Source organism: Arthrobacter sp. MW3 TE3886 (assembly GCF_041262145.1).
Taxonomy (GTDB): Bacteria; Actinomycetota; Actinomycetes; order Actinomycetales; family Micrococcaceae; genus Arthrobacter.
The window spans coordinates 3846418-3859332 of the sequence record NZ_JBGCAN010000001.1; the positions used below are offsets into that span (position 1 = coordinate 3846418).

Annotated in this window: 7 protein-coding genes; all 7 read right to left on the reverse strand. The window is 62.4% G+C overall.

All coding sequences use genetic code 11. The features are described from left to right. Positions 1 to 3: 3 nt before the first annotated feature. The 7 genes from ABH915_RS17480 to rpoB all read right to left on the reverse strand — a co-directional run bounded on the left by ABH915_RS17480 (position 4) and on the right by rpoB (position 12797). Complete coding sequence (locus tag ABH915_RS17480) at positions 4 to 129, reverse strand: hypothetical protein (RefSeq protein ID WP_018773661.1); 126 nt, start codon at positions 127 to 129, stop codon at positions 4 to 6. A 144-nt stretch (positions 130 to 273) separates the two neighbouring features. Further along, positions 274 to 1464: an elongation factor Tu gene (gene tuf, locus ABH915_RS17485; RefSeq protein ID WP_018773660.1), complete on the reverse strand. Its 1191-nt coding sequence runs from the start codon at positions 1462 to 1464 to the stop codon at positions 274 to 276. Between the two features lie 266 nt (positions 1465 to 1730). Continuing rightward, entirely contained in the window at positions 1731 to 3845 is a 2115-nt protein-coding gene (fusA, locus tag ABH915_RS17490) for an elongation factor G (RefSeq protein WP_018773659.1), read from the reverse strand. Between the two features lie 69 nt (positions 3846 to 3914). Beyond that, the gene (rpsG, locus tag ABH915_RS17495) at positions 3915 to 4385 is read right to left on the reverse strand and encodes a 30S ribosomal protein S7 (protein ID WP_011692813.1); all 471 of its coding nucleotides are present in this window, start codon (positions 4383 to 4385) and stop codon (positions 3915 to 3917) included. Between the two features lies 1 nt (position 4386). Beyond that, entirely contained in the window at positions 4387 to 4761 is a 375-nt protein-coding gene (gene rpsL / locus ABH915_RS17500; RefSeq protein WP_018773658.1) for a 30S ribosomal protein S12, read from the reverse strand. A 515-nt stretch (positions 4762 to 5276) separates the two neighbouring features. Then, positions 5277 to 9176, reverse strand: coding sequence for a DNA-directed RNA polymerase subunit beta' (locus ABH915_RS17505; protein WP_018773657.1), 3900 nt, complete (start codon positions 9174 to 9176; stop codon positions 5277 to 5279). 105 nt (positions 9177 to 9281) lie between these two features. Continuing rightward, the gene (gene rpoB / locus ABH915_RS17510; RefSeq protein WP_018773656.1) at positions 9282 to 12797 is read right to left on the reverse strand and encodes a DNA-directed RNA polymerase subunit beta; all 3516 of its coding nucleotides are present in this window, start codon (positions 12795 to 12797) and stop codon (positions 9282 to 9284) included. Positions 12798 to 12915 lie beyond the last annotated feature (118 nt).

Sequence of the window (12915 nt, forward strand, 5' to 3'; positions counted from 1 at the left end):
CTGCTACTGGTTGCGGTTTGACCGGTTGATGCGCTTGGCGCGCTCAATCTCCTGGCGGAAGTGCTTCTTCGCCCAAAAGAACGCGACGACGACCGCTGCGGCAATCAGCAGAAAAATTAACCAGCCCATGGTGAGCTCCTTTCCCTTCCTGCAAAGGTATCAGGAACTTAAAAGGAACAGCCCCGCTGCAAGTGCAGCGGGGCTGTTCCCGATCCTCTGTTCAGCTGCCGGACGGCGGGCTGATCAGGGGCAAAGCATCAGATCGGCAAGTAATTACTTGATGATCTTGGTGACGCGTCCTGAACCAACGGTGCGGCCGCCTTCGCGGATAGCGAAGCCGAGGCCCTCTTCCATTGCGATCGGCTGGATGAGTGCAACGGTCATCTCAGTGTTGTCGCCGGGCATAACCATTTCCGTGCCTTCCGGCAGGGTGATAACGCCGGTTACGTCCGTGGTGCGGAAGTAGAACTGCGGGCGGTAGTTGGAGTAGAACGGGTTGTGACGTCCGCCTTCGTCCTTGGAGAGGATGTAGACGTTAGCCTCGAAGTCGGTGTGCGGGGTGATGGAACCCGGCTTGACGACAACCTGGCCACGCTCGACATCGTCGCGCTTCAGACCGCGGAGCAGGAGGCCACAGTTCTCGCCGGCCCATGCTTCGTCGAGCTGCTTGTGGAACATCTCGATACCGGTAACCGTGGTCTTCTGGACCGGGCGGATGCCGACGATCTCGACCTCGGAGTTGATGGCGAGGGTTCCACGCTCGGCGCGGCCCGTAACAACGGTGCCACGGCCGGTGATCGTGAAGACATCTTCGATCGGCATCAGGAAGGGCTTGTCACGGTCACGTACGGGGTCCGGAACGGACTCGTCGACAGCTGCCATGAGGTCCTCAACGGACTTGACCCAGACGGGGTCGCCTTCGAGGGCCTTCAGGCCGGAAACGCGAACAACCGGAGCCTCATCGCCATCGAAGCCCTGCGAGCTGAGCAGCTCGCGAACTTCCATTTCAACGAGGTCGAGGAGCTCTTCGTCGTCAACCATGTCAGCCTTGTTCAGCGCGACCAGCAGGTAGGGAACGCCAACCTGGCGGGCGAGCAGAACGTGCTCGCGGGTCTGAGCCATCGGGCCGTCAGTGGCGGCAACCACGAGGATTGCACCGTCCATCTGAGCAGCGCCGGTGATCATGTTCTTGATGTAGTCAGCGTGACCCGGAGCGTCTACGTGTGCGTAGTGGCGCTTCTCGGTCTGGTACTCAACGTGGGAGATGTTGATGGTAATGCCGCGCTGACGCTCTTCGGGAGCAGAGTCAATCGACGCGAAGTCACGCTTCTCGTTGAGAGTCGGGTACTTGTCGTACAGCACCTTGGAAATGGCGGCCGTCAGCGTCGTCTTACCGTGGTCAACGTGACCAATGGTACCGATGTTAACGTGCGGCTTAGTCCGCTCGAACTTTGCCTTTGCCACAGGTTCCTCCTAGAACGTTTTCAAATGACTTACCCTTCGGCCGCGCTTGTCGCGGCAGAAACTCCAGTAAGTCTACTTGGGGGGCTTTGGATTGATGAAATTGCAGATTCAGGTACTAATGCTAGTGCCTAGAGCCTGTTCGTGCAGGCGGCCTGACTCCGGCCTGGCCGGACTACAGCTGACCGGAGTCCGGCCACTTGCACCAGATGTATCTCCGCTGGCGGAGACGCACCCGAGTTTCTTGTTACTGCGAGGCGTCCTAGGGACTACTCGCCGCGGTTCTTCTGGATGATCTCGTCGGCAACTGCCTTCGGGACCTCGGCGTAGCTGTTGAACGTCATGGAGTACACAGCGCGGCCCTGGGTCTTCGAGCGCAGGTCACCGATGTAGCCGAACATGCCGGACAGCGGGACGTGTGCGCGAATAACCTTGACGCCCTGGGCATCTTCCATGGACTGCATCTGGCCACGGCGGGAGTTGAGGTCACCGATAACTTCACCCATGTATTCCTCAGGGGTGCGGACCTCGACATCCATCAGCGGTTCGAGCAGGACAGGGTTCGCCTTGCGTGCGGCTTCCTTGAAAGCCATACGGCCGGCGATCTTGAACGCCATTTCCGAGGAGTCAACATCGTGGTAAGCGCCGTCAATCAGCGTCGCCTTGATGCCGACAACCGGGTAACCGGCCAGGACGCCGTCGTTAAGCGCATCCTGGATGCCGGCGTCGACCGACGGGATGTACTCGCGCGGAACGCGGCCACCAGTGACCTTGTTCTCGAACTCGTACAGCTCGCCACCCGAGGTGTCCAGCGGCTCGATCGCGATCTGGATCTTTGCGAACTGGCCGGAACCACCGGTCTGCTTCTTGTGCGTGTAGTCGTGACGCTCCACAGCACGCTTGATGGTTTCGCGGTAAGCAACCTGCGGCTTGCCAACGTTTGCCTCGACCTTGAATTCGCGGCGCATGCGGTCCACCAGGATGTCCAGGTGGAGCTCGCCCATGCCGGCGATGATGGTCTGGCCGGTGTCCTCGTTGAGGGAGACCTGGAAGGTCGGGTCCTCAGCGGAGAGCTTCTGGATGGCCGTGGAGAGCTTCTCCTGGTCACCCTTCGTGTTCGGCTCGATCGCTACCGAGATCACGGGCTCCGGGAAGCTCATGGACTCGAGGACAATCTGGTTGGCCGGATCGCACAGGGTGTCGCCCGTGGTGGTGTCCTTCAGGCCGATCGCTGCGTAGATGTGGCCGGCGGTAGCGCCCTCGACGGGCATTTCCTTGTTGGCGTGCATCTGGAACAGCTTGCCGATGCGCTCCTTCTTGCCCTTGGTGGAGTTGACCACCTGCGAGCCTGCTTCCACGTGACCGGAGTACACGCGGATGAAGGTGAGCTGGCCGAAGAAGGGGTGCGCGGCGATCTTGAAGGCCAGTGCGGAGAAGGGCTCTTCAGAGGAGGGCTTACGGGTAAGTTCCTTCTCTTCGTCGCGGGGATCGTGACCGATCATCGGCGGGACGTCGAGCGGGTTCGGCAGGTAGTCCACCACTGCGTCGAGCATCGGCTGGACGCCGCGGTTCTTGAATGCGGAACCACAGAACACCGGGTACAGCTCAGAGTTGATCGTCATCTTGCGGATGCCGGCCTTGAGCTCATCGATGCTGATCTCTTCGCCCTCGAGGTACTTCTCCATGAGTTCCTCGGAGGCCTCGGCAACCGTCTCAACGAGCGTTGCGCGGTACTCTTCGGCCTTCGCCTGGAGGTCAGCCGGGATCTCGCGGATCTCGTACTTGGCACCCATGGTGACGTCACCCTTGGCGTCGCCGGGCCAGACCAGCGCACGCATGTAAAGGAGGTCGACGACGCCGATGAAGTCGTTCTCGGCGCCGATCGGCAGCTGCATGACGAGCGGCTTGGCACCGAGGCGGCTGATGATGGTGTCGACGGTGAAGTAGAAGTCAGCGCCGAGCTTGTCCATCTTGTTGACGAAGCAGATGCGCGGAACGTTGTACTTGTCAGCCTGGCGCCAAACAGTCTCAGACTGCGGCTCCACGCCTTCCTTGCCGTCGAACACGGCGACTGCGCCGTCGAGGACGCGCAGGGAGCGCTCAACCTCGACCGTGAAGTCAACGTGGCCGGGGGTGTCGATGATGTTGATCTGGTTGTTTTCCCAGAAGCAGGTCACGGCGGCAGACGTGATGGTGATGCCGCGTTCCTTTTCCTGTTCCATCCAGTCAGTCGTCGAAGCGCCGTCGTGCGTTTCGCCGATCTTGTGGTTCACACCTGTGTAGAACAGGATGCGCTCGGTAGTAGTGGTCTTGCCGGCATCGATGTGGGCCATGATGCCGATATTGCGGACCTTGCTAAGGTCGGTAAGCACGTCCTGTGCCACGGTGTCTCCCTTTCGGATGGACTGCACGTTCGCCGCCGGCTCAGTCGAGCCGGCGGCGTCCGGGAAGTATTACCAGCGGTAGTGTGCGAAGGCCTTGTTGGACTCGGCCATCTTGTGGGTGTCTTCGCGACGCTTCACAGCGGCACCGAGACCGTTCGAGGCATCCAGGATTTCGTTCTGGAGACGCTCGGTCATGGTCTTTTCGCGGCGGGCCTTGGAGTAGCCAACCAGCCAGCGGAGGGCGAGGGCCGTGGAACGGCCCGGCTTGACCTCAACGGGAACCTGGTAGGTGGCGCCACCAACACGGCGGGAGCGGACCTCAAGCGAAGGCTTGACGTTCTCCATGGCCTTCTTGAGGGCTGCAACGGGGTCGCCGCCGGACTTGGCGCGAGCACCCTCGAGGGCACCGTAAACGATGCGCTCTGCGGTGGACTTCTTGCCGTCAACCAGCACCTTGTTGATGAGCTGGGTGACCAGCGGGGAGCCGTAAACGGGATCTAGAACTAGCGGCCGCTTGGGGGCCGGACCCTTGCGAGGCATATTACTTCTTCTCCATCTTTGCGCCGTAGCGGCTGCGAGCCTGCTTACGGTTCTTGACACCCTGGGTATCGAGGGCGCCACGGACGATCTTGTAGCGGACACCCGGAAGGTCCTTCACGCGGCCGCCGCGGACGAGCACAATGGAGTGCTCCTGCAGGTTGTGGCCTACACCGGGGATGTATGCGGTGACTTCAATGCCGCCGTTGAGGCGCACGCGAGCAACCTTACGCAGAGCCGAGTTCGGCTTCTTCGGGGTCGTCGTGTAAACGCGGGTGCAAACACCGCGGCGCATCGGGCTGCCGTTAAGCGCGGGAGCCTTGGTCTTTTTGACCTTAGGCGTGCGGCCCTTGCGGACCAGCTGGTTAATCGTAGGCACTCTCGTGTTCTCCGTTTTATCCGGAGCGGCCGTTGGCGGCCGCTCTCTTGTCGCTGCGCCTCGCCGCCCGAGCTTTGAAGTTCTCTCCAGAGCAGCTGAGGCGAAGCCTTAATAGTCGGACCGCACGCCGGGGTCCAAGGACTTTCGACCCGAACTGCCCCTAGGCATGCGAAAATGTGGCATACGTTGCACAAGAACCCTGCAAACCGGAAACGTCGTCCTGGTTGAACCTTTCAGCTGCAAGCTGTCTGACCCAAACCGGCGCACTCATCCACTGCCACAATAACAATTAGTCTCAAGTCTAACACGGACGGGTCCCAGCCCTTAATCGGCAGGCGGGAGGCGCCCTCCCGACGTCCGGCCCCTCCCTCATCGATTGCTCCGATAACGCCGTTCTGGGGCTCCAAAAGGGCGGCACCTCAGCAGTCGATCGTTGAACGGGGTCAAACGGAAGGGCCCCGCCCCCGCTCCGCTGAAAAGCGGAGTGGTGACGGGGCCCGACGTCGAGCTAGCGGTTAGCGGAAGTCGCTGCCGAGATCGTAGTCATCCAGCGGGATGGCGTGGAACTCGGGAGCTCCGTCGCCGCCCAGGCTGTCGTAGGAGAAGTCACTGAATGCGCTGGGGCCGGTGAACAGGTTGGCCTTTGCTTCTTCAGTGGGTTCCACCGTGACCTCGGTGTAGCGCGGGAGACCCGTGCCGGCCGGGATGAGCTTACCGATGATGACGTTTTCCTTGAGGCCGAGCAGCGGATCGCTCTTGCCTTCCATGGCCGCCTGCGTCAGGACGCGGGTGGTCTCCTGGAAGGAAGCTGCGGACAGCCAGGACTCGGTCGCCAGGGACGCCTTGGTGATGCCCATGAGCTCGGGACGGCCGGATGCCGGCGTCTTGCCCTCGGACACAACGCGGCGGTTGGCCTCTTCGAAACGGCTGCGTTCGGCGAGCTCGCCGGGCAGCAGATCCGATTCGCCGGACTCGATGACCGTGACGCGGCGCAGCATCTGGCGGACGATAACCTCGACGTGCTTGTCGTGGATACCGATGCCCTGGCTGCGGTACACGCCCTGGACTTCGTCCACCAGGAACTTCTGCGCGGCACGGGGACCCATGATGCGCAGCACCTGCTTGGGGTCGACCGGGCCGTTGATGAGCTTCTGGCCAACGCTGACGTGATCGCCGTCTTCGATGAGAAGACGTGAACGGCGCAGCACCGGGTAGGCGATCTCTTCAGATCCGTCATCCGGGGTGATGACCAGGCGCATCTGGCGCTCGGACTCTTCGATGGTGATGCGGCCGGCTGCTTCAGCAATCGGTGCGACACCCTTCGGAGTACGGGCTTCGAAGAGCTCCTGGATACGGGGCAGACCCTGGGTGATGTCGTCGCCGCCGCTGGCGGAAACAGCACCACCGGTGTGGAACGTACGCATGGTCAGCTGGGTACCCGGCTCACCGATGGACTGTGCGGCAATGATGCCCACGGCCTCACCGATGTCGACGGTCTTGCCAGTGGCCAGCGAACGGCCGTAGCACAGGGCGCAGGTGCCGACGCTGGACTCACAGGTGAGTACGGAGCGGACCTTGACCTCGGTGATGCCGGCTGCGAACAGTTCGGCAATGACGACGTCACCGCAGTCGGTGCCGGCAGCTGCCAGGACCTTGCCCTTGGAGTCGACGACGTCGACGGCCAGGGTGCGGGCGTAGGCGCTGTTCTCGACGTTCTCGTCCAGAACGAGCACGCCGTTGGCGTCGGCCACGGCGATGGCGGTCATCAGGCCGCGCTCGGTACCGCAGTCCTCCTCGCGGACAATGACGTCCTGCGAGACGTCCACCAGACGACGGGTCAGGTAACCCGAGTTGGCGGTACGCAGGGCGGTGTCGGCCAGACCCTTACGGGCACCGTGCGTGGCGATGAAGTATTCCAGCACCGAGAGGCCCTCACGGTAGGAGGACTTGATCGGACGCGGGATGATTTCACCCTTGGGGTTGGCCACCAGGCCACGGATACCCGCAATCTGACGGACCTGCATCCAGTTACCACGGGCACCGGAGGACACCATGCGGTTGATGGTGTTCATCGGGGACAGGCTGTCACGCATCGCCTGGGCGATCTCGTTCGTTGCCTTGTTCCAGATCTCGATCAGTTCCTGGCGACGCTCGTCGTCGTCGATCAGGCCCTTGTCGTACTGGCCCTGGATCTTGGCGGCCATGGTCTCGTAACCGGCGAGGATCCGCGGCTTGTCCGTGGGCACCTCGATGTCGGAGATGGCAACGGTCACGCCGGACCGGGTGGCCCAGTAGAAACCGGCATCCTTCAGGTTGTCCAGCGTTGCCGCCGTGATCACCTTCGGGTAGCGCTCGGCGAGGTCGTTGACGATCCGGGACAGCTCGCCCTTGTCGGCAACATCCTCAACCCACGGGTAATCCGCGGGCAGCGTCTGGTTGAAGATGACCTGGCCGAGGGAGGTCTCGACCAATGCGGTCTGACCGGGCTCCCAGCCCTCCGGGGCTTCCCAGCCGGCGTAGGGCACGAAGCCCTCGAGGCGGATCTTGACCTTGGAGTTCAGGTGCAGCTCGTGGAGGTCGTAGGCCATGATGGCTTCCGCGACCGAGGAGAAGATCCGGCCTTCGCCAGCTGAACCGACACGCTTGGTGGTCAGGTGGTAGAGACCGATGATCATATCCTGCGACGGCAGGGTCACCGGGCGGCCGTCAGACGGCTTCAGGATGTTGTTCGAGGACAGCATCAGGATGCGGGCCTCGGCCTGGGCTTCGGGACTCAGCGGCAGGTGGACTGCCATCTGGTCGCCGTCGAAGTCGGCGTTGAAGGCGCCACAAACCAGCGGGTGCAGCTGGATTGCCTTGCCTTCAACAAGCTGCGGCTCGAACGCCTGGATGCCGAGACGGTGCAGGGTAGGTGCACGGTTCAGCAGCACGGGGTGCTCGGTGATGATCTCTTCGAGGACGTCCCAGACCTGCGGACGGTAACGCTCCACCATGCGCTTGGCCGACTTGATGTTCTGGGCGTGGTTGAGGTCAACCAGGCGCTTCATCACGAACGGCTTGAAGAGCTCCAGGGCCATCTGCTTGGGCAGACCACACTGGTGCAGCTTCAGCTGCGGGCCGACGACAATGACCGAACGGCCGGAGTAGTCGACGCGCTTGCCGAGGAGGTTCTGGCGGAAACGGCCCTGCTTGCCCTTGAGCATGTCGCTCAGGGACTTCAGCGGACGGTTGCCCGGTCCGGTGACCGGACGGCCGCGGCGGCCGTTGTCGAAGAGGCTGTCAACAGCTTCCTGAAGCATGCGCTTCTCGTTGTTGACGATGATCTCCGGAGCACCGAGGTCAAGCAGGCGCTTGAGGCGGTTGTTGCGGTTGATCACGCGGCGGTAGAGGTCGTTGAGGTCGGAGGTCGCGAAGCGGCCACCGTCCAGCTGGACCATGGGGCGCAGTTCCGGCGGGATCACCGGGACGGCGTCCAGCACCATGCCGAGCGGGCTGTTGTTGGTCGTCAGGAACGCGTTGACCACCTTGAGCCGCTTCAGGGCGCGGGTCTTGCGCTGGCCCTTGCCGTTGGCGATGATGTCGCGCAGCATGTCCGACTCGGCCTGCATGTCGAAGTTCTCAAGACGCTTCTTGATGGCCTCGGCACCCATGGAGCCTTCGAAGTACATGCCGTAGCGGTCGCGCAGTTCGCGGTACAGGCCTTCGTCACCTTCGAGGTCTGCGACCTTGAGGTTCTTGAAGCGGTCCCAGACCTGCTCGAGGCGCTCGATTTCGGCGTCGGCGCGCTTGCGGACGTTCGCCATCTGGCGGTCAGCGGAGTCGCGGGCCTTCTTCTTGTCGGCAGCCTTCGCGCCTTCGCCTTCGAGACGGGCAAGCTCGTTCTCGAGGTCGCGGGCGATCGTGGCGATGTCCGAGTCGCGGTTGTCGATCAGCTGCTTCTTCTCGATGTCGTGCTCAACCTGGAGGTTGGGCAGTTCTTCGTGGCGGCTGTCGGCGTCGACGCTCGTGATCATGTAGGCGGCGAAGTAAATGACCTTTTCGAGGTCCTTCGGCGCCAGGTCAAGGAGGTAGCCCAGACGGGAGGGGACACCCTTGAAGTACCAGATGTGCGTGACCGGGGCGGCGAGCTCGATGTGGCCCATGCGCTCACGGCGGACCTTGGCACGGGTGACCTCAACGCCACACCGCTCACAGATGATGCCCTTGAAGCGCACGCGCTTGTACTTACCGCAGTAGCATTCCCAGTCGCGGGACGGGCCGAAGATCTTCTCGCAGAAGAGGCCGTCCTTCTCGGGCTTGAGCGTGCGGTAGTTGATGGTTTCCGGCTTCTTAACCTCGCCGTACGACCAGCCACGGATGTCTTCCGCGGTGGCGAGGCCGATCTGCATGAGGCCGAAGGAGGATTCGCTGGACATATGGTCCCTGTTCTCTCTTGTTCTCTAAATTCTGAAGTCTTGGGTTACGGGAAGAGGGAGGTGGCGTTCGACGGCGAGTGGTGACCCGCCGTCGAACCCCACCTGCTAAACCTCTTCTACGGAACTGGGCTCTGCACGAGACAGATCGATGCCCAGTTCTTCCGCAGCCGTGAAGACTGCGTCATCAGAGTCACGCATTTCAATTGTGGTTCCGTCCGTGGAAAGCACTTCCACGTTCAGGCACAGCGACTGCATTTCCTTGATCAAGACCTTGAAGGACTCAGGAACGCCCGGCTCGGGGATGTTCTCGCCCTTGACGATGGCTTCGTAGACCTTCACACGACCGTGGATATCATCCGACTTGATCGTCAGCAGTTCCTGGAGCGTGTACGCGGCGCCGTAAGCCTCGAGCGCCCACACTTCCATTTCACCGAAGCGCTGGCCGCCGAACTGTGCCTTACCACCCAGCGGCTGCTGCGTGATCATGGAGTACGGGCCGGTGGAGCGCGCGTGGATCTTGTCGTCCACCAGGTGGTGGAGCTTCAGGATGTACATGTAGCCGACCGAGATCGGATCCGGGAACGGCTCGCCGGAGCGGCCGTCGAACAGACGGGTCTTGCCGGAGGAGTTGATCAGGCGGTCGCCGTCGCGGGTGACGTTGGTGGAATCGAGCAGGCCCGTGATTTCTTCTTCACGCGCACCGTCGAAGACCGGCGTCGCCACAGTGGTCTGGCCACTCTCGCGCGGCAGGTTCGGCAGCTGCTTGACCCACTCGGGCTCGCCCTCGATCTTCCAGCCGGTCTTGGCAACCCAGCCGAGGTGCGTTTCCAGCACCTGGCCGACGTTCATGCGGCCCGGAACACCCAGCGGGTTCAGGACGATATCAACGGGGGTGCCGTCGGCAAGGAAGGGCATGTCCTCGATCGGAAGGATCTTGGAGATAACGCCCTTGTTGCCGTGGCGGCCGGCGAGCTTGTCGCCGTCGGTGATCTTGCGCTTGGCAGCGACGTACACGCGCACCAGCTGGTTGACGCCCGGGGGCAGCTCGTCGTCGTTGTCGCGGTCGAAGACGCGGACACCGATCACGGTGCCGGACTCGCCATGCGGCACCTTCAGGGAGGTGTCACGCACTTCGCGGGACTTCTCACCAAAGATGGCGCGCAGCAGGCGCTCTTCCGGGGTCAGTTCGGTCTCGCCCTTGGGGGTGACCTTACCGACCAGGATGTCGCCGGCCTCAACCTCGGCACCGATGTGGATGATGCCGCGCTCGTCCAGGCCTGCCAGGACTTCCTCAGACACGTTGGGGATGTCACGGGTGATTTCCTCGGCACCAAGCTTGGTGTCGCGGGCATCGATCTCGTGCTCCTCGATGTGGATGGAGGACAGGACGTCCTCGGCCACGATGCGCTGGGACAGGATGATGGCATCCTCGAAGTTGTGGCCTTCCCATGACATGAATGCCACGAGCAGGTTCTTACCGAGGGCGAGCTCGCCCTGGTCCGTTGCCGGGCCGTCAGCGATAATGCCGCCGACCTCCAGGCGCTGGCCTTCGTTCACCAGGACACGGTGGTTGTAGCAGTTGCCCTGGTTGGAGCGGGCGAACTTGTTGATGCGGTAGTTGGTTTCCGTACCGTCGTCGTTGAGCATGATGACCAGCTCAGCGGAGACCTCGGTAACCACACCGGCCTTCTTCGCGATGACAACGTCACCGGCGTCGACGGCTGCGGCGCGCTCCATGCCGGTACCGACGAACGGTGCCTCGGAACGGACCAGCGGCACGGCCTGGCGCTGCATGTTGGCACCCATGAGTGCACGGTTGGCATCGTCATGCTCGAGGAACGGGATCAGGGCGGTAGCCACGGACACCATCTGGCGCGGGGAAACGTCCATGAACTCGACGTCGGCGGCGGGAACCAGCACGGGCTCGCCTCCACCACCGCGGGCACGGACCAGGACGGTCTCTTCCGCGAAACGCTTGTTCTCGTCCAGCGGTGCGTTGGCCTGTGCGATCAGGACCTCGGCTTCGTCGTCGGCCGTGAGGTACTTGACCTCATCGGAGACGACACCCTCGGCGACAAGGCGGTACGGGGTTTCGATGAAACCGAACGGGTTGATGCGTCCGTAGGAAGCCAGCGAACCGATCAGACCAATGTTCGGGCCTTCAGGAGTTTCGATGGGGCACATACGTCCGTAGTGGGACGGGTGCACGTCACGAACTTCCATGCCGGCACGGTCACGGGACAGACCACCCGGGCCAAGCGCGGACAGGCGGCGCTTGTGGGTCAGACCCGAGAGCGGGTTGTTCTGGTCCATGAACTGGGACAGCTGGGAAGTTCCGAAGAACTCCTTGATGGCTGCCACGACGGGACGGATGTTGATCAGGGTCTGCGGCGTGATGGCCTCGACGTCCTGGGTCGTCATGCGTTCGCGGACAACGCGCTCCATGCGGGACAGGCCGGTGCGGACCTGGTTCTCGATGAGCTCGCCGACGGCGCGGATGCGGCGGTTGCCGAAGTGGTCGATGTCATCGATCTCGACGCGGAGCTCGTGGTCCTGGCCGTCGCGCTTGCCCATGAGGGTCTTCTCACCGGCGTGCAGCGCAACCAGGAACTTGATCATGGCCACGATGTCTTCAACGTGCAGGACCGAAGCTTCCTTGTCGCCAAGGGAGCGGTCGATGCCAAGCTTGCGGTTGATCTTGTAACGGCCGACCTTGGCCAGATCGTAGCGCTTGGAGTTGAAGTACAGGTTGTCCAGCAGGGACTGGGCAGCCTCAACCGTGGGCGGCTCGCCCGGTCGCAGCTTCCGGTAGATGTCCAGCAACGCGTCTTCGCGGGTCTCGGTGGCGTCCTTCTCCAGCGTGGCGCGCATGGAGTCGTACTGGCCGAATTCCTCGAGGATCTGGCCTTCGGTCCAGCCGAGAGCCTTCAGCAGCACGGTGACGGACTGCTTGCGCTTGCGGTCAAGACGGACGCCGACCTGGTCGCGCTTGTCGATTTCGAGCTCGAACCAGGCGCCGCGGGAGGGGATGATCTTCGCGGTGAAGATGTCCTTGTCGCTGGTCTTGTCGGCGGTGCGCTCAAAGTAGGCGCCCGGCGAGCGGACCAGCTGGGAGACAACGACACGCTCGGTGCCGTTGACGACGAAGGTGCCCTTCTCGGTCATCAGCGGGAAGTCACCCATGAACACGGTCTGCTGCTTGATTTCGCCCGTGTTGTTGTTCATGAACTCGGCCTTGACGTACAGCGGAGCCGAGTAGGTTGCGTCCCGGTCCTTGCACTCAGCCATGGTGTATTTGGGGTCAGCGAACTCCGGCTCGGAGAAGCTCAGGGACATGGTGCCCTGGAAGTCTTCGATCGGGGAGATCTCTTCGAAGATGTCGGACAGACCCGAGGAGGTGGCGACGCTGAGGTCGCCTTCTTCGACGGCCTTCGCAACGCGCGCCTGCCAGCGTTCGTTTCCGACCAGCCAGTCAAAGCTGTCGGTTTGCAGGGCGAGCAGATTCGGAACATCAAGGGGTTCGTGAATCTTTGCGAATGAGAGCCGGCGGGTTGCACCGTCGGTGCTGTCGGCATTGATAGCGGTAGCGTTGTTTACATTAGAGGTGCTCGAGGCGACCAAGAGGGATCCTTCCACAGACCTTCAGGCGTTGTCAGATCTCCCCCGTTATGCACTCTGCAGAATGACTCCGCAGCGCTACCAGTCCGGTTCCGCTATATGACCCGGGACCCGCGCTGTC

Bases quoted from the DNA above. Each gene is read 5' to 3' on its own strand.
- ABH915_RS17480 (WP_018773661.1), bottom strand. From the start codon at position 129: ATGGGCTGGTTAATTTTTCTGCTGATTGCCGCAGCGGTCGTCGTCGCG.
- rpsG (WP_011692813.1), bottom strand. From the start codon at position 4,385: ATGCCTCGCAAGGGTCCGGCCCCCAAGCGGCCGCTAGTTCTAGATCCC.
- ABH915_RS17505 (WP_018773657.1), bottom strand. From the start codon at position 9,176: ATGTCCAGCGAATCCTCCTTCGGCCTCATGCAGATCGGCCTCGCCACC.